This is a genomic window from Flavobacterium phragmitis (genome assembly GCF_900112575.1).
Classification (GTDB): Bacteria; Bacteroidota; Bacteroidia; order Flavobacteriales; family Flavobacteriaceae; genus Flavobacterium; species Flavobacterium phragmitis.
The window spans coordinates 268,363-287,475 of sequence record NZ_FOMH01000010.1; the positions used below are offsets into that span (position 1 = coordinate 268,363).

The following is a 19,113-nucleotide window of genomic DNA, read 5'->3' on the forward strand; positions in this document are numbered from 1 at the left end:
TTAAAATGACAGCTGTACTCCAAAAGCGTAATTACGCGTTCTTGGATAAGCGTTGTAGTCTATATTTGGCGTAAGACCGGTTTCTAAATTGATATCCGGATCGTATCCTGAATAATTTGTCCAAACAAACAAGTTGCTTCCTGTAGCGTACAATCTCACTCTGCTTAGGCCAATTGCTTTACTTTGCTGTTTTGGAATGGTATAACCAATACTCAATGTGTTTAATCTTAAAAAAGAACCATCTTCCACCGCATAAGACATCGCAATAGGACGACCAATACTTACCGGATTCCACATCGTAGCGTTTTCGTTTTGTTTTGCCAATAATTCAGGAGAATAACGAAGATCGTTGCCCATGTCGTCATAATTTCTCCAACGTTTATCCAATCCTACTTCCATTCCAAAATTGTTTTGGTTATTTTGGAAGAATGAAGTCATCATAATTTTATTGGCATTGTAAACATCAAAACCATACATGAAATTGAAGAAAGCAGTTAAATCGAAATTTTTCCAAACGGCATTTACACCAAATCCACCAGAAAAATCAGGATTTGTATCTCCAATAACTTTTCTGTCTTTGTCACCAATTACATAGCTGTTTGGATCTGAAGGATCAACAGGAGTCAGTTTTTTAAACTTGGCATTTCCCGGAACCGGATCTCCTGAAAGATTTTTAGAATTAGCTACTCCCTCTTTTAATTTCCAAGTTCTGGTTACGGCATCAAAAGATTCGAAATCGTCCATAGTATAGAATCCGTCATTTACGAAACCGTAAATCAAACCTTTTGTTCCGCCTACATAAGCGCGGTAATCATCGTCGTTTAATAATTGAGTACTCGCCCAGCCCGAACTTAAAATCCATTCCTGTTCTCCGCTTGCCAATTTGTCAATTTTATTTTTGTTGTAACCAATGTTGAAAGTCAGATCAACCTGAAAGTCTTTTTTTGTGATTACACTTCCGTTAAGCGCCAATTCAACTCCTTTATTAGAAGTCTGTCCAACGTTGGTCATCATTTTGGTAAATCCTGAAACTGATGCGATATCAGACGGTACCAATAAATCTTTTACTTTATTGTAATAGAAATCCAATGTTCCAGTTAGTCTTTCTTTGAAGAAACCAAAATCAAGACCTGCGTTTGCTGTATATGTCGTTTCCCATTTTACATTTGGATTGTTCAGATACTGGCTGTTGTAAAAATTATAATAGTATTGATTTTCTTCACCCCAACCTATAGAACGATCTCTAGAAACACCATAATATTTTGCGTATAAATCGGCTTTAATTCTATCATTTCCTGAAGCTCCATAACTCAAACGAAGTTTAAGATTAGAAACCGTCTGACTCTCTTTTAAGAAACTTTCGTTTGAAATTCTCCATGCAAAAGCTCCCGCAGGGAAAACGCCCCATCTATTGTCAGGGCCAAACTTTGTAGAACCGTCCGTACGAACCGTGAATGTAAATAAGTAACGATCATCATAACCATAATTTGCTCTTCCAAAAAAGGAAGCAATTCTGTTCGGCGATTCAGCCAATGAACCGTTATCAAAAGGAGTTCCTAAAGCCAGATTATCTAATGCTTTTGGTCCTGAAATATCATCAGGAAAATAACGGGAACGGTAAAATTTGGCTTTAGATTCCTGATCTTTTATCTCCTGTCCAATCATCAACTGAAAATCATGTTTTTCTTTTAATTTGAATCCGTAGTTTAATACGTTATTCAACTGCCAACGTGGCGATTGTGTCATGGACCAATATACTACAGGAAGATTATTATTATCTGTTGCGATACGCGTATCTGTACCATAGAAACGTCCGTCTTCCTGATATTTATATTCGTAACCAAAAGAAGAACGAAACGTCAATCCTTTTTGGATTGTCCATGTCAAGGCTCCTTGTGTATTAAAAATTCTCGTAATACGTTTACGATAATTTTTGTCTGCTTCTTCAAGCGGATTAAAACGAGGCTTTGTTTGATAATCTTCGGGATCAAAATAAGTATTATCATCCGGTAAAGTCATGTAATCTTCCAAACCTCGAGTTGGTGCTTCGCGTAAAGCTCGAAGCAAACTCACACCATCTGTTCCAGAACCATCAATAGTCTGATTGGTTAAACGGGTTTGATATTCAAACAAAAGGTTATCCGTCAGCTTTGTATTCATGATCAGATAAACATAATTCTGACGCATTCCTGTTCCTACCAAAGCTCCCGGCTGATCCTGATTTACAAACGTGAATTTGAATTTTGTTTTTTCGCTTCCGCCATTCACATTGATATCGGTATATCTTGAAATTGGGTTGCTCCCGAAAATTTCGTCCTGCCAGTCCGTGCCTTTGTTTCCTTTATAAATGTATAATTCGTTCGCCTTACCATACTGATTGTAAAATCCGGTTGGATTAGAACTTCCTTTACGTGCATTCTCGTACTGCAACATCACAAACTCATACGGATCCATTACATCCAAATGATTGGCAAGTGTTTTAATCTGCGTATAGTTGTGAACGTTTACCTGAACTTTTCCAGCTTTAGGAACTTTAGTCGTGACTATAATTACTCCATTTGCACCTCTGGCACCATAGACAGCTGTTGACGCCGCGTCTTTTAAAACTTCTACAGACTCGATATCTGTTGGCGGAATATCATTTAAATTGGCAACTTCAAATCCATCAACCAAAATCAAAGGCGAATTATCTTCTGTAATAGATCCTCCTCCACGAATTCTAATTTTCACCTCTGCTCCCGGCGAACCATCTACAGTGGTAACCTGAACTCCCGGAAGTCTTCCTGTCAAGGCTTCGGCTACGTTTGCTGTTGGCACTTTTGCCAGTTCCGTTCCTTTTATACTGGCAACGGCACCTGTTAAGTTTTTACGTTTTTGAGTTCCGTAACCAATAACAACCACTTCATTCAATTCGCTGTTCGATTCTTTCATTTGAACCGTAATTCCAGATGTGCGTCCTTTTACGGCAACGGTCTCATCAGTCAGTCCAATAAATTTGACAATCAAAACTGCTGTTGCGGGGTCATTTACAGCTATGCTGAATTTCCCGTCGAAATCGGTAACCGTGTTGGTATTTTCATTTTTTACAATAATAGTTGCGCCCGGAATAAGTCCCATATTATCCCTTACTGTACCGCTCACAGTAACACGCTTCTGAGCATAAGCACCAAATGTCAAACATAAGACCGCTAAAATGCCCCAGATATGTTTTTTCATCTTCATAACTAGAATATTTCTTTAATTATTTTAAAAGCCAATTATGGATTCACAAGAAACAGCAGGAAGTTACTATGCCAATACATCGTACTGCATGTTCCTGCCTTTAAGAAATCCGTCAAAGAGGCTAATTATATTTTGTAAGTATTTTAGAAAGCAGTATTTTAAAGTGCGTTCAAATAGAAATCGGCATTTGTGACTTTGTTGGCTTCAATCGCAAAGGTTCCTTCGATCTCTTTTGTTTTAACGACCTGCTGATTTTGATCTAAACATTCGATTTTAATTCGGACATTGTTTGCAGGATCGCCTGTTTGAAATAAAATAAAATCTTCTGCATAATTAATTCCACCGCTCGTTGTGGCTTTGCTTCTCGTTACGAACATATCTTCGTTGATATAAGTTCCGTCCAAAACTTTGTAACCGCTTCTTTTTACTGAAATTGTTGTTTTAATGGTGGTGTAACTTCTATCCGCATTTACATCTAAAGATTTTAAACGAAGTATTCCCGTTCTGGTCTTAATATTCAATGTAAGCGGTTGATCAAAAGGCGAAGCGTAAGGCATCGCGTCCGAAAGATTCACATGCTGATTGGCTAATGCCGGCTGTGGCACAATAAGGTCATTCAGATTTGTTGGAGACGGAATCATTTGTTCCGGATAATCTGAAGCTACAAATTTGTATTTTCCATCATCTAGCGAAAAAGGATAAAGCGAACTGTAGTTGGCAAAATACTCTCCGTTGTCTTTGTACACAAAAAGCGGTCTTGTAGAAATTCCGACATTCAGGTTCCAAGGCACATCATTTAATTGAAAATCTAATAGTTTTACTGTAGAACTTTCGTATTTAAAATCGTCACTTGAACAGGAACTTAATATTGAAAGCAATATTCCTGCTCCAAATATTAATTGTTTCATGATTTTCATAACAGCAAAATTTAAAGATGACTACTATTTTGCTTTTCGAACTTTCTACAGCTACAGTTTGCAGATTTTGGTTTTGAGAGTTGAGTTAAAAATTTGGTTTGGTTCATAATTTTGGTTTTAAGGTTAGTTAGTAAAATCATTTCCGATTATGAAGCAAAACTAGATATAGCGTATTGTATTGAGGGGTAAATTTTGCTTTTCGAAAAGGGTTAAATCGCTATTTCACCTTAAAAACATAGGTTTTTACTAATTATCAATACCATTTTTTATTTTATGTAAAAAAATATTCACAAATAAAAATACATATCACAACAAAGAAATTCTTAAAAACAAAAAACTCGTTACTACAAGTAACGAGTTCAAAAATCAGTTTTTAAATACTATTTTCAGCGAAATTGCCTGCGATATTCCGCAGGAGTATAATTGTATTTTGATTTAAAACATTTTCCGAAATATTTCAAATCACTGAAACCGACTTCAAAGCAGATTTCTTTAATTAATAAATCTTCATTTTTCAGCAGATTCGCCGCTTCATTTAATTTCATGTCTCTTATAAAAACAACTGGAGAAACTCCAGTAACATCTTTCAGTTTATTAAAAAAACTGGCGCGTGACATGCACATCAATTTTCCTAATTCATCTACGGAAAAATCGGTTTTAGAAATATTTTCTTTTACAAGTTCTATGACTCTCAGCATAAATTTATTGTCTTTCTCCGAAATCTGTAAAGGCTCTTCTTTTGCAATTTGTGCAATACTTCCTGTTGAGTACAGCTGCTGTAGACGAATACGCTGTTCCAGAACATTTTTTACTCTTGCTTTTAAGAAACTCACATTAAAAGGCTTTGTAATATAATCATCGGCTCCATATTCCATTCCGGCTAATTTGCTTTCGATAGCCGTTTTTGCACTCAATAAAATAACTGGAACGTGACTGATTGCAAAGTTGTTTCGAATAATTTTGAGCATTTCTATCCCATCCATTTCCGGCATCATGATATCACTAATTACAAAATCCGGTGATAATTCCTCCGCTTTCATATGACCCTCTTCTCCATTTTCGGCGGTATAAATAGTATAATCCTCTTTTAAAATAGAAAGAATAAAATTTCTCAATTCGGGATCATCTTCTACTATTAAACCAACTGGTTTTTCTCTTATTTCTTCTGTGATTGGTTCCTCATTTACTATTTCATTCTGTTGAATATCTTCTGTAAAATGTTCCTCTGTATCTTCAAAATGAATTTCAACATCATCAGAAAAATGATCGTATCCTTTTTGGAAATTTATTTCAAAGCTGCTTCCCTTTCCTAATTTGGTTTCAACTGAAATTTCCGCTCCGTGTTTTTCAACCGAATCTTTTACAATCGAAAGACCGATTCCAGTGCTTGGATTAAAAGGATTTTCATTGTAATTAGAAAAACGTACAAATAGTTTCTTCTGAACCACCGCACTAATTCCAGGGCCATTATCAATTACTTTTAAACAAACCTTTTTCTCGGTTTCCTCAACTTTTACTTCAATAACATTTCCTTTTTTACAATATTTAAAAGCATTGGAAAGCAAATTTACCAAAATTTTATCCAGACTATCAGGATCTGCCCAAATATGGGGTTTGGTTTGACTGATACTCACTTTCAATTGTATATTTCGGCGCAGACTTACTTCTGTAAAACCCTCGCAAACTTCTTTTACAAATTCGCCTAAATCAATTTCGCGAACTTCCAGCTTTCTGTCCTGCATTCTTCTAAAATCGAGAATCTGATTGACTAAATTCAATAATTTATTGCTGTATTTTTCAATAATTCGAAGCTGCGATTTTGCCGATTCATCCAGCTTATTATCTGAAAGCATCACTTCTAAAGGAGCGGTAATCATCGTAAGTGGTGTACGGATTTCATGCGAAATATCAGTAAAGAAGTTTAGTTTCAAGGCGCTAACCTCTTTCTCTACCCGTACATCATTTCGCAGTTTTAGTATTGTAGAAATCGCACGTCTCACCAATAAAAACAAACCAACAGCAAATACCAAATAGCAGAAATAAGCAAAATAAGTTCCCCAAATAGAAGGCTTAATCGTTATCTTGATTTGTCTTTCGTTATCCAGCCACAAATTATGTCCATTTGTCGAAGATACTATTAAGTTATACGTTCCTCTTCCCAAATTAGTATAGTTAATCGACTGACCTCCTTTTAGATAATTCCAGTCTTTATCGATTCCTTCCAATTTATATCGATAAACAATATTCTCATTTTTAATATAATCCAAAGCCGAAAACTGAACTCTAAAAAAATTCTGATCGTGTTTTAAAGTAACATCAGTTAAAAGATCAGGATTCTTTGGTGTCTCTGGATTTACTTCAAATAATTCTTTATTGTTAACCAAAAATCCAGAGATCGCTAAATAAGGTTTAAATTTCGAAGATTTAATGGCTTCCGGCTTAAAATAAATTATTCCATCTGAATAACCAGCCACTATTTCACCATTGGATAATCTGCATTTTGTTGCTTCTGAGAATATTTCGGTTCCTATAATCGATTTTAATTCTGGAAAAGTTTCGCTGCTATTGTCTTTTGGATCAAAACGAACAATCTGGTTATCGCCCATGAGCCATATTTTTCCAAATTTATCTTCCTGCATTCCTACAACACCTTCTAAAGGAAATCCGAAGTTTTCACTCCAAAATGTTTCCTCTTTTATCTGATCATATTTATTGATATCAACCAGAATCAATCCTTTTCCATTTGTAGATAATGCCAGTTTTCCTTCTGAAGTCACTATAATATCCAAAATATCATTTCCTGAAGCCTGAAAATGATCTTTAAACTGCATTTTATCTGCCGATAGTTTTTCACCAGATAAAGAAAATAATCGATAAGAGGAAACAAAGAAAACTCTATGATCCTTGGTTTCTACAACCGAACGAACTTTATCTGCTCTACCGATTGGATAATTTTTAAGTTCATTACGATAACTGATAAAACTCGTTTTCCCAGCCGATTCTTTAATCAAATTAAGTCCGCCTCCCCAAGTTGCCAAATATATCTGGCCATTTGAAGATTGAAAAATTTTATAGATATCATCAGAACTTATGCTGTATATATTGTCTTTATCATATTTGTACTGTTTCACAGAAAAGCTCAAAGCAAGCGGTTTTGGGGTCAGACAGAAAACGCCATTTCCTCTTGTTCCAATCCATATTCTTCCTTGTGCATCCTGCATCATACTGTAAATATCGGCTCCCCAGCCCGGACTATTTGAAGACAAAGTACCGTCTGAGCCTAAGTTTCCAATTCTTTTTTTCTGTGCATCAAAAATTTCAATTTTCTCATCACGACTGGCGACCCAGAGATTTTTCTCTCGGTCTTCCATCAAACTTCTTACATTGTGTTTTTTATGATTTCCTGACGCGCTTAAATTTAATTTTAGAAAATTACTGTTATTAAATACAATCAAGTCTAAACCTTGTTTATGAGAACAAAACCAAAGATTTCCCAATTTATCAAACGCTGCCGTATGCATTACATCCGAAAATGTTTCTTTGGATTCTTTGATGCATCTGATAACAGAAAACAATCTGTTCTGTTTTTCATCCCAATACGAAAAAGCACCTTTACCAGACTGAAGCCAGACTGTTCCATTAGGGGATGCCAGCAGAAAACTTTTTTGTCTGCCAGCTGCCGTAGAAGGCTCGCTGGGATCTACTTCCAGTTTCTTCAAGTTTTCGGTCATCAGATCAAACATAAATATTCCTGAATTTGGGGTATCAAACCAAAATCGGCGTAAAGCTGTAAGTCCTAAAAAATTAATGCTTTCCTGCGGAAGACCTGCTAGTGAAGTACTATTGTAATTATTGAATTTCCCTGTTTTTATATCATAAGTACAGAAACCTTCCTTCTTTTTTACAATTAATATTTTGCTATCACCTATTTCTTTTAAAAGCAGAATATCATCTTGAATTCCTAAATCTAGATCAAAAAATGTAGTTGATTTTTTATTGTATCTGATAAATTTCCCATGATTACCTCCAAACCAAAGATCGTCTTTTGTCTCAACAGCAATATTAAACGAATTTCCTTTTCCTGTATGTTCTGACGCATTATTAAAGAAATATTCGGGCTGTTTAGCTCCTTTATTTAATCTTGAAAGTCCTTTACTGGACAAAAACCAGGTTACACCTCTCTTATCTTCCAATACATCTGTAATTTTTCCAAAATGTCTGGTGTTGTCGAAACTAACTTTTCTAATTTGTCCGTTACTTTCAAAAGCTATCATTTCGTTTTTATCTTTTGGAAAAAGCCATGTTCTGCCCGAACGCATGATTTTGAATTGCTCAAAAACCACATTATCAGGTTTCTCTTCAATCGGATTATGAAACTTTAATTGATTGCTATCAAAATAGTAAACATCATTCTTTTCCGACTGAATCCAGATTCTTCCATTAGCATCAAAAAGAAATTTTGAAACACGATTGGATTGTATATTCAACGAAACATCTTCCTGCCCGACTTTAAATTTTCTAAATGTATTTCCATCATAACGAATCAGACCATTAAAAGTAGCCAGCCAGATAAATCCTTTTTTATCCTGCTGAATTCCCAAAACTCTTGACTGGCTTAACTTACCGTCATTGGAAAAATGAGTCAAAACGCCCTGAGGCTGAGATGTACCTTTAGTACAGATAAAAGAAAATAAAAAGACGAGTAAAGTATGTTTCAACATGGTAAGTTTTTCATTTTGGCAGGAATAACAAAAATATCAAAATTCTTTACCTAACCTAGAACTGAAGGCTTAAATAGCAGAATGTCCTCCTTTAATTAGCAATTTATCCCCCTTTGCTTCTCAGTATCAAAATGATAAAAATAAGCTTCAAGCTTTACAGCACCCTTTAAATAGCAATTAATACTCAGCTGAAAAATATTAAGATTTAATTTTGTATTTTCTAATGTTCTAAACACTTACGAAAAAACCATATTAAAAAAAGAATAACTATCAAACCAAAAAACATCCAAATAATTTGATGAAAAAAGTATACAAATTGGTGTTAATGCTAAACTTTGCTACATTAACCACTTTCGCACAGGAAAACCTTGCCTTTAAAAATCCTAACTTACCTATTGAACAGCGTGTAAATGATTTAGTTTCCAGAATGACTGTAGAGGAAAAAATCAGTCAGCTGATGGATTCTGCCCCAGCAATTGAGCGTCTCGGAATTCCAGCATACAATTGGTGGAATGAATCACTTCATGGAGTTGCAAGAGCAGGATTTGCCACTGTTTTCCCGCAGTCTATTTCGATTGCCTCTTCGTGGGACAAACAATTAGTTTTGGATGTTGCCAATGCGATTTCAGACGAAGCACGTGCCAAACATCACGAGTATCTTCGACTAGGACAGCACGGCATGTATCAGGGATTGACGTTTTGGTCTCCAAATGTCAATATTTTTCGCGATCCACGCTGGGGACGCGGACATGAAACTTATGGAGAAGATCCTTATTTAACTGGTCAATTGGGGCTTAATTATGTAAAAGGGCTTCAGGGAAACGATCCAAAATATTTAAAAGTAGTAGCGACTGCCAAACATTATGCGGTACATTCCGGCCCGGAACCTTCCCGTCACGAGTTCAATGCGAATGTCAGCGATATTGATTTGTATGAAACCTATTTACCCGCATTCCGAACTCTTGTAAAAGATGGAAGCGTTTATTCTGTCATGGGAGCTTATAATCGTTTTAGAGGAGAATCTTGCAGTGCTAGTCCGTTTTTGTTTAATATTCTTAGAAATGATTGGGGTTTTCAGGGTTATATTGTTTCAGATTGCGGTGCTGTTACAGATATTTGGAAATATCATAAAATTACAAATGACGCGGCATCTGCTTCTGCTCTTGCCGTAAAAGAGGGCTTAGATTTGGAATGTGGCAGCAGTTACAAAGCTTTAAAAGAAGCTCTGGATCGTAAACTGCTTTCGGAAGCCGATATCGATTTAACTATAAAACGCCTTTTTACAGCCCGCTTTAAATTAGGAATGTTCGATCCGGACGAAATTGTTCCTTATGCACAGATTCCGTTTTCAGTCAACAATAACGCTGCTAATGACTGGCTGGCTCGAATAGCTTCACAAAAAAGTATCGTTCTTCTAAAAAATCAAAATAATGCTTTACCGCTTTCTAAAAACTTAAAAACAGTTGCAGTAATTGGACCAAATGCAGATGATGTACAATCTTTATGGGGCAATTACAGCGGCGTACCAAGTAATCCTGTAACAGTTTTAAAAGGCATTCAAAATAAAATAGAACCTAATACTAAAGTATTGTACGCAAAAGGAACTGATCTTGCCAAAGGTGTTCCGGAAATGACGGTTATTCCATCTGTTTATTTTCAAAATGAAAACGGAAAACAAGGTTTAACTGGCGAATATTATGATAACAGCAAATGGGAAGGAAAACCTCTTTTTGTCCGTAATGATGATAATATAGATTTTCACTGGGACATTAATACTCCCGATCCAAGAATGAAAATGGGGAATTACAGTGTAAAATGGTCCGGTTATCTTACTGTACCGAAATCCGGAGTTTACGAAATATCAGACTGGGCAAAACCTTTTATGACTGTTGAGATTGAAACTGGAAAATCAACGGGAGGAAAAAACAATCATCATCCAAGAATTCGTCCGCAGAAAATTGAACTAGAAGCTGGAAGGAAATATAAAATAGAGGTAAAATATCAAAACTTCTATGGCGATGCCATAGCGCAACTTTTATGGGCAGAGCCCCAAGAAAATGTTTTGAAAGAAGCTGTTGAAACCGCCAATAAAGCAGATGCAGTAGTTTTGGTTTTAGGATTAAACGAACGTCTGGAAGGCGAAGAAATGAAAGTCGAAGCTGATGGTTTTGAAGGTGGTGATCGTACAAGCCTTAATTTACCAGCCAATCAGGAAGAATTAATGAAAGCCTTGGTTGCAACCGGAAAACCTCTTGTTTTGGTTTTAATCAACGGAAGCGCACTTTCCATTAACTGGGCAAATGATAATGTTCCCGCGATCCTAACAGCAGGATATCCAGGGCAACAGGGAGGAAATGCCATTGCTGATGTTCTTTTTGGCGATTACAATCCGGCAGGACGATTACCTGTCACGTATTATAAATCGGTAGATCAGCTTCCTGCTTTTGAAAACTATGATATGAAAGGCCGTACTTACCGCTATTTTGACAAGACACCTTTGTATCCGTTTGGCTTTGGTTTGAGTTATACCAAATTCAAATACAGTAATTTACAGCTTCCATCAACTGCAACAGCAGATAAAGATTTGAAAGTGTCTGTTGACGTAACCAATATTGGAGACCGTGACGGCGAAGAAGTAGTGGAATTGTATATTAAAGATGAAAAAGCTTCAACACCTCGTCCAATCATCCAATTGGAAGGTTTCGAACGCATTAGTCTAAAGAAAGGTGAAACTAAAACTGTTGATTTTATTTTGACTCCAAGACAATTATCATTAATCAATAAGAAAAAACAAAGAGTTGTAGAACCAGGATGGTTTACAATTTCAGTTGGAGGAAAGCAACCCGATGGTTCTTCCGATGTTCAGACTGGACGCCTAAACATAATTGGAAGAATGCTAACATTTGACAAATAATTTTCTTCACTATATACACAATTAACTATTAAAGCCTTTTAATTACAAAATACTACTAACAATGAACCAAAACCTCGCTTTCGCAGATTATGCGGTTTTTATTATTTATTTTATCGTAGTCTCTATCTATGGCTACACAGTTTAATTGTTCGTCTTAAATCTATTTTCTGTCTTCGCAATACTTCTAAATTGAACGGACTCTAGCAAGAAGTTTTTTGATATGTGGCGGATAATCCTGCTTAAAATATTCAAATACCAATAGATTTAAAAGCCATTTATCCTAAAATTGCTCATAATTTCTTTATTCTCTGACGATGCATATTTTTATTCATAAATAGTATCAAAAAATTTTCTGCATTCGAAAAAACATTTTATCTTTGCACCCGCAATGAGAAAATGATTGCGTCTTACTGGAGGAATGGCAGAGCGGTCGAATGCGGCAGTCTTGAAAACTGTTGACTGTAACAGGTCCGGGGGTTCGAATCCCTCTTCCTCCGCTGGAAGCTAAAAAATAGACTTTTCAAAGTTTACAAAAAAGGCTAAAATTTACAGAAAACCCTGCAAATCGTTTGATTTGCAGGGTTTTGTCTTTTATGCTCGTTTTCCAATATTTATAAAAAACGAACAAAATCTTTGTGGCACACTCGTCGCGCAGAGGAAATGGAGCTACTTCCAAAAGTGCCACAAAAAGCTAAGGCGATTTTAATAGATTTGCCTCTTCCTTTTTGTGGCAGAAGCATGGCACAAGATATTTTAAACAAGCAAAAATCCAGTAAAATCAAAACCTTTGCAACTTTAGGTTCAATTATTATTAAAAAAAAAGATCTCCAGAAAGGATTAATCAAGTAAATGAAAATTCATTCTTGAGCTCGACAGAGAATTTGTTTAAAGTTTTATGCCACTGCTCGGCATAAAAAAAAGACGGACACTCTCTGCCCATCTTTCTCCTTCAAATCCTGCCTGCATTGCGCCGATAGCGCGTTGCTTTTTAAATATTAATTGAAGCTTCGCCTGATGAAATCCTATATGCCTCCTTCATCACTTCAGAATAGGTCGGATGTGCATAGCAGATTGAAGCCATATCCTTGGCCGTAACCTCATACTCCAAACCTGTAACTGCCTGCGCAATTAGATCTGCCGCTCTTGCACCTATAACATGTACGCCCAACAGTTCGCCATATTTAGGATCGGAAAGCACTTTGGCAAAGCCTTCCTCGTCCATTCCTGCCCTAGCTCTGGCATTTGCCGAAAATGGAAATCTGCCCACCTGGTATGCAATTCCCTTTTTCTGTAACTCTTCTTCCGTAGCTCCCACAGAAGCCGCTTCCGGCCATGTGTAAACCACAGACGGAATGCGGTTATAGTCAATATGTGGCTTTTGTCCATCTATTCGCTCTATAACAAATATAGCTTCCTCTTCGGCTTTATGAGCTAGCATGGCACCGCCGATTACATCTCCAATGGCATAAATGCCCTCTTGGTCTGTCTCTAGCAGCTCATTTACCCTGATCGTGCCACCGGTATTTAATGCCACATCGGTATTTTCAAGTCCCAAATCAGCTGTAAAGGCTTTTCTGCCGACAGCAACCAACACATAATCTGCTATCAGCTCTTCTTGTCCGCCCTGCTTGCTTCTAAAATATACCTTGGCCATATCTCCCAGATTTTCAGCTTTAAAAACCGCCTGCTCCAATCTGATTTCCACTCCCTGTTTCGCTAGAATTTTAGCCATGGCGCTTCCAAGCTCTCGGTCCATATTAGCAATCAGATTATCGGCATACTCCAAAATTGTTACTTTGGTCCCTATTCTATTGAAGATCGAAGCCATTTCAACGCCTATCACACCTCCTCCAATAATGGCTATGCTCTGGGGCTTCTTTTTCATATCCAATGCTTCGGTAGAAGTGATAATCCTTTCTTTGTCAATGGCAACTCCGGCAATGGTGGCAGGCTTCGATCCTGTTGCAATAATGTATTTCTTTGATCTGATAAGAGTCTCCTCGCTATCGGCATGCACAATCCTGACCTGCTTGCTGCTTATAAAAGAAGCCGTTCCTCGCAACACGGTAATCTTGTTTTTTTTCATGAGAAATTCCAACCCCTGCGTATTCTTGCGAACCACTTCGCCCTTGCGTTTGTAGAGCTGCTCAAAGTTTAGCTTGACATCCGAAAATTCAATTCCATGCCTGCTAAAGTTCTTCATTGCATCTGAGTAATGATGTGTGCTGTCCAACAGCGCTTTGGCAGGAATACACCCCACATTGGTGCAGGTGCCACCCAAGGTGCCATACTTTTCGATTAAAGCTGTTTTATAACCCAGTTGTGCACTTCTGATTGCTGCAACATATCCTCCGGGGCCTGAGCCTATAATGGCGATATCAAATTCTTCCATATTCATCTATTTTTTAACATTTTTAAAAATCAAAACAAACCAATCGGTCTTTTTTATAGCGAAAAAAATTAAGCCTTCAGTTGCATAATCACCCTTTCCAAAAACGACATTGCTATCTTCAATTCGGTCATGCTATTATTTACTTTTGACTGCATAAAAGCTCCTTCTATTATAGAAATCATTACCACTGCAATTTCAACAGGATCAGTATCTTCTTTGATTTCTTTTCTGAGGATACCACGTTTTATTTGATTTTCAATCGATGTTTTCCAAAGATCAAGTGCTTTTTGTGCGCTTTTTTTAAGCTTTGGATGCGTATCGTCTGCTTCTGTAGCGGTATTCAAAATTGGACAGCCCGCCTGTAAATAGGGATATCTGTAATAATTTTTATATGTACTAGGATAAACCAATAACCTTTCGATAGCATTTTCTTTGGCTAGGATACGATCTTTCATGTGTTTGGTAATCTTGCCAAAATTATAATCAAAAGCGTTTAAAGCAATTTCGTCTTTGTTTTCAAAATTGCCATAAATACACCCTTTTGAAAATCCTGTTGCATCCATTAAATCATTAATAGAAGTGCCGGCATAACCTTTTGTATTGAATATAGAGGCCGTTTTTTCTATGATAAGCTGTTTGGTATTTTCAGACTTTGACATTTTCATTTACTAATAGACTTTATTGTAAAACAAATTTAAAATGAGAAAAGATAAAATATTGATTTAATTTCTTTTTAAAAATTATCCTTTCTTTTGGGTTGATTAAAATTTCTCAGACCTCTTTTAGTTTCATTTTCAGGATGGGATAGTTTTTTCCCATATCATCGAGTTCATTTCGGTCATATACCTCAAATCCCATTTTCTCATAAAACAGTTTCGCATTATTATTCTGTTCATTAACATCTACCAAATTAACCTGATAATTGGAGCGGATAAAGTTTACCAGCTGTTCTCCATAACCTTTTCCGATAATTTGGGGATCTAAAAATAGCATTTCAATTTTTTGATTTTGTATCCCAATAAAACCAGTAATAATTTTGTCCATCATGAGACAAAAAACATCCAGTTTTGTAAAATCGAATTCCTGAAGCATTGCTTTGATCTGCAGAAAATCTTCTTTTGCTAAAAAATGATGAGTTGACAAAACTGATTGTTGCCAAACTCTTAGAATACTCTCTTTATATTCGGTTTTATATTTTAAAATTTCAAAATTCATTTTCTTAAAGTTCAGATGACAAAAATATAAAAAAAATAAACCAATCGGTCTTTTTTGTACTGAAAAATTGCTTTGGCGTTTTTCATTGAAAACATATCAATTTCTCAAGGAATCTCATTTAGTTCAAGTTATACTTGAACAATTAAAATTAATGATGATGGAAAAACATTTGATTAGAGCGAAAAAAAAATTTGATGGAGTAGCTATAAGAAAATGGCGGTCAATAGCATTTTCTAGCAGTAGTTGCCTTATGAAATCATTAACTAGAAAAGGAATATTCCTTTTTCACTACAACAATCCGACTTTTGGCTACATCTACTTTTTGATTTCTATTGAACTTTGCTTCAAGAAAATATCAGAAATATGGATTTAAAAAATAGTACTATTCTAATCACTGGAGGTACCAGCGGAATAGGTTTAGAGTTTGTGAAACAACTAACTGAAATTGGTGCAACCATAATCGTTACTGGACGAAAACAAGATGCGTTAGACGAAACTAAAAAACAGTTTCCCAATGTGCATACTTTTCAAAGCGATGTGAGCTGCCCTAAAGATATTAATGATTTATTTGATGCCGTGACTACGCTGTTTCCTGATTTAAACCTCATCATTAACAACGCAGGAATGATGCGATTGATCGACTTGAAAGATAAGTCAATTGATTTAGAAAACATCAACCGAGAAATCGCCACCAACTTAACCGGAACCGTACAAATGGTGCATCAGTTTCTACCACATTTGCTCAAACAAAAATCAGCAGGTATTGTGAATGTTTCCTCCGGAATTGCATTTATGAGTTATTCTCCTGCGCCAATCTACAGTGCCACAAAAGCCGGCGTTCGAGCTTACACCCAAGCTTTACGATTGCAATTACAAGATACTAATGTGAGCGTTTTTGAAATGATTCCTCCTGGAGTGATCACCAATTTACAAAATGAATGGATAAAACAACCGAATCCGGCAATGATGATGACTGCCGACAAAATGGTAAAAATATCGATTGATGGACTTTTAAAAGACAAAAAAGAACTGAAACCGTTTACCATCAAAATAATACAATTTTTCGCAAGATTATTACCAAACGTAATGTTGAAAGTTGGACACAGTGAGTTTAAAGCAATTAAAAAACTTAAAGACAACAAATAATTATGAAAAAAATATTTTTTGCAATCATAATGTCGCTAGTTGCAATTGCAAGTTTTGCCCAGCAGCCAGCCGATAAAATCATTGGGCAATGGGAAAGTGTAGATGGAGATGTAAAACTTAAGTTCGATATTTTTAAGCAAGACGGAAAATATTTTGGAAAACTTTTATGGGAATCCAATATGTATGAAGCCGATGGAAAAACACCAAAGAAGGATTTTAACAATCCAAACAGATCTATGCAAAATCGCTCCAGACAAGGAATTATCAATGTGACAAATCTAAAATACGCTGATGGTCAATACAGCAGTGGAAAATTGTACAACCCTAGCAATGGTAACACATATAGTTTAAATGCTAAATTGAAATCGGCAAACGAACTGCATTTTCGCGGTTATTTGGGAATATCTCTCTTAGGAAAAACAATGGAATTTAAAAGAATTAATGAATAAAAATCATAAAATGGAAAATAACAGCACCAAAGACCGTTTGTCAAACTTTTTGTTTATGATTTCTCAGATGTTGCCGCCAATTGGATTTTTCTTATATTTAAAATATAAAAGCCAATTTCCAAATAAAGCAAAAAAAGCCTTGAGAGGCGCTTTAATTGGTATTCCAGTTGGGATAGTAATGGGATATTTATTGAACAATTTTATAATCAACTAAAACGACAGCAATGATAAAAAATATTATTTCTCTCATTTTGCTATTGGTTTCTGTAGGGCTCTCATTCAAACACGGCTGGGATTCCTTTAATGTAAAAAACCATCAGGAATCTCTCAAAATGATGGCTGAGTTGGGCATCAAACCAACATTTGTTCCAGCAATGGGCATTGCAATGTTGCTCATAGGTACATTGCTTTTATTTCCCAAAACATTTTTATTAGGCAATATCCTTAATGCAATTTCCATCGTAATCATTATGGCACTGGCTATTAATGCTGGCAATTTTAAAATCGCATTTATGGAAATTCCGTTTTTACTCTTGCCTTTGGTGTTGATTTGGCTAAAATATCCCTTTCTAAAAAATTAGTATAAATGAAAACTCCCTTTAGAATAAAATCTATCACAGAGGGCCATCGAATTGTAGGACTAGAAAAACCGAAACATCCCTTAATTAGTATTGTTGATGTTTCAAAATTTACCAACGATTCGGATATAAAGACCGTTATTTTCGATTTTTATACCGTATCGCTGAAACGTGGTTGCAATAATTTATTGTATGGACAACAAAAATATGATTTTGATGAAGGTCTGATGGCTTTTATGGCTCCCGGACAGATTTTGCGTGGTGAGGAAGGTGGTATTCCGGCCAATTTAGAAGGTTGGATGCTCTTCATTCATCCCGACTTTTTGTGGAATACACCGCTAGCAAAAAAGATAAAACAATATGAATATTTTGGTTATGCAACAAACGAAGCATTGTTCCTTTCTGACAAAGAAGAGACAATGATAAACGGTATCATTGAAAATATTCGCAACGAGTACAATGCTAATATTGATAAATTCAGTCAGGATGTAATTATTGCCCAATTGGAATTGCTTTTTACCTATGTGCAACGTTTTTATGAGCGCCAATTTATTACAAGAAAAATAACCAATCATCAGATATTAGGCAAGTTGGAAGACATTTTAGAAAACTATTTCAACAACCAAGAAACAGCTTCTAAAGGTTTGCCTACTGTTCAATTTGTAGCCGATTCGCTATACATTTCCGCCAAATATTTAGGCAGTTTATTGAAACAATTGACCGGACTTTCGACTCAACAGCATATTCACGAAAAGCTGATTGAAAAGGCAAAGGAAAAACTGTCAACAACTGATTTAACAGTAAGCGAAATTGCTTATGAATTAGGTTTTGAGCATATGCAATCGTTTAGCAAATTGTTTAAAACGAAGACCAAACAAAGCCCGATTGAATTTAGAAATTCGTTCAATTGATTTTGCCAAATGGCAAATCCCTTATAAACTACAATTTTTAACTTTGTGAAATGGATAAGTTTATTGAATACATCTTGCAGTTTGGTAATTTGAATAAACAGCAAATTGATCTTATTAGAAGTAAAGGGACAGAAATAGATCTTAGCAGAGACGAATATTACTGGGAAGCAGGAAAAACTGTAAAACAAATTGGATTTCTTACGGACGGTGTTATACGTGTGTATTATTACAATAATAAAGGAGAGGAAATTACAAGATATTTTATTGATGAAAATCATCTGATTTTATCGGGCAATACGATTGATGAAGTTTACACGCCTTCTGAGTATCTTTCGGCGATTACGGATTGTAATCTGGTCGTTTTCACAAGAAAAGATTGGAGGGAGATTTTAGATACAATTATTGGCTGGGATAGTATTGTTCAAAAAATAATCACCAAACACCACAATGAAAAAATTGCACGAAGAAGTGAGTTGGTTTCGCAAGATGGAGCAGAACGCTATCTTGATTTTATACAAAAATTCCCCACATTGGTTAATCGTGTACCGTTATCTTACATTGCTTCTTATTTGGGAATTACGCAATCATCTTTAAGCAGAATTAGAAAAAATGTCAGGTAAATCGCTTTTTGCCATTTGGCAAATGATT

Annotated in this window: 14 protein-coding genes and 1 tRNA gene; 9 read left to right on the forward strand and 6 right to left on the reverse strand. The window is 35.8% G+C overall.

Features of this window, described 5'->3' with window-relative positions; translation table 11 throughout:
* From BM289_RS18375 to BM289_RS18385, 3 genes are all read right to left on the reverse strand, one after another.
* Entirely contained in the window at positions 1-3,222 is a 3,222-nt protein-coding gene (locus tag BM289_RS18375; RefSeq protein WP_244165414.1) for a SusC/RagA family TonB-linked outer membrane protein, read from the reverse strand.
* A 158-nt stretch (positions 3,223-3,380) separates the two neighbouring features.
* Positions 3,381-4,139: a hypothetical protein gene (locus BM289_RS18380; protein ID WP_091496258.1), complete on the reverse strand. Its 759-nt coding sequence runs from the start codon at positions 4,137-4,139 to the stop codon at positions 3,381-3,383.
* A 386-nt stretch (positions 4,140-4,525) separates the two neighbouring features.
* A complete protein-coding gene (locus tag BM289_RS18385) occupies positions 4,526-8,860 on the reverse strand; it encodes a hybrid sensor histidine kinase/response regulator transcription factor (protein WP_091496260.1) in 4,335 nt (1,444 codons plus the stop codon).
* A gap of 298 nt (positions 8,861-9,158) precedes the next feature.
* On the opposite strand from BM289_RS18385, the gene BM289_RS18390 reads away from it, so the two are divergent.
* The 3 genes from BM289_RS18390 to BM289_RS18400 all read left to right on the forward strand — a co-directional run bounded on the left by BM289_RS18390 (position 9,159) and on the right by BM289_RS18400 (position 12,623).
* Entirely contained in the window at positions 9,159-11,774 is a 2,616-nt protein-coding gene (locus BM289_RS18390) for a beta-glucosidase (RefSeq protein WP_091496262.1), read from the forward strand.
* 412 nt (positions 11,775-12,186) lie between these two features.
* A tRNA-Ser gene (locus BM289_RS18395) sits at positions 12,187-12,271 on the forward strand.
* Between the two features lie 163 nt (positions 12,272-12,434).
* The gene (locus BM289_RS18400) at positions 12,435-12,623 is read left to right on the forward strand and encodes a hypothetical protein (protein ID WP_091496264.1); all 189 of its coding nucleotides are present in this window, start codon (positions 12,435-12,437) and stop codon (positions 12,621-12,623) included.
* Between the two features lie 139 nt (positions 12,624-12,762).
* Here the strand turns inward: BM289_RS18400 and lpdA are convergent, their stop codons facing one another.
* The 3 genes from lpdA to BM289_RS18415 form a co-directional block, all read right to left on the reverse strand.
* On the reverse strand, positions 12,763-14,166 hold the full coding sequence (gene lpdA / locus BM289_RS18405) for a dihydrolipoyl dehydrogenase (protein ID WP_091496326.1): 1,404 nt from the start codon (positions 14,164-14,166) through the stop codon (positions 12,763-12,765).
* Positions 14,167-14,234: 68 nt separating this feature from the next.
* Complete coding sequence (locus tag BM289_RS18410; protein ID WP_091496266.1) at positions 14,235-14,831, reverse strand: TetR/AcrR family transcriptional regulator; 597 nt, start codon at positions 14,829-14,831, stop codon at positions 14,235-14,237.
* Positions 14,832-14,937: 106 nt separating this feature from the next.
* On the reverse strand, positions 14,938-15,381 hold the full coding sequence (locus tag BM289_RS18415; protein WP_091496268.1) for a GNAT family N-acetyltransferase: 444 nt from the start codon (positions 15,379-15,381) through the stop codon (positions 14,938-14,940).
* Between the two features lie 363 nt (positions 15,382-15,744).
* Here BM289_RS18415 and BM289_RS18425 point away from each other — a divergent pair, with 363 nt between their 5' ends.
* From BM289_RS18425 to BM289_RS18450, 6 genes are read left to right on the forward strand one after another with little or no spacing between them, the layout of a single operon-like run.
* Positions 15,745-16,527: an SDR family oxidoreductase gene (locus BM289_RS18425; protein ID WP_091496273.1), complete on the forward strand. Its 783-nt coding sequence runs from the start codon at positions 15,745-15,747 to the stop codon at positions 16,525-16,527.
* A 2-nt stretch (positions 16,528-16,529) separates the two neighbouring features.
* Entirely contained in the window at positions 16,530-16,976 is a 447-nt protein-coding gene (locus BM289_RS18430; protein ID WP_091496274.1) for a DUF2147 domain-containing protein, read from the forward strand.
* Positions 16,977-16,986: 10 nt separating this feature from the next.
* Positions 16,987-17,190: a hypothetical protein gene (locus BM289_RS18435; protein WP_143102106.1), complete on the forward strand. Its 204-nt coding sequence runs from the start codon at positions 16,987-16,989 to the stop codon at positions 17,188-17,190.
* A 10-nt stretch (positions 17,191-17,200) separates the two neighbouring features.
* On the forward strand, positions 17,201-17,557 hold the full coding sequence (locus tag BM289_RS18440) for a hypothetical protein (protein ID WP_091496278.1): 357 nt from the start codon (positions 17,201-17,203) through the stop codon (positions 17,555-17,557).
* 5 nt (positions 17,558-17,562) lie between these two features.
* Positions 17,563-18,465, forward strand: coding sequence for a helix-turn-helix domain-containing protein (locus tag BM289_RS18445; RefSeq protein WP_091496280.1), 903 nt, complete (start codon positions 17,563-17,565; stop codon positions 18,463-18,465).
* Positions 18,466-18,515: 50 nt separating this feature from the next.
* Positions 18,516-19,085 carry a Crp/Fnr family transcriptional regulator gene (locus BM289_RS18450; protein WP_091496282.1) on the forward strand — a complete coding sequence of 190 codons (570 nt, stop codon included), beginning with the start codon at positions 18,516-18,518 and terminating at the stop codon, positions 19,083-19,085.
* The last annotated feature ends 28 nt before the right edge of the window (positions 19,086-19,113 follow it).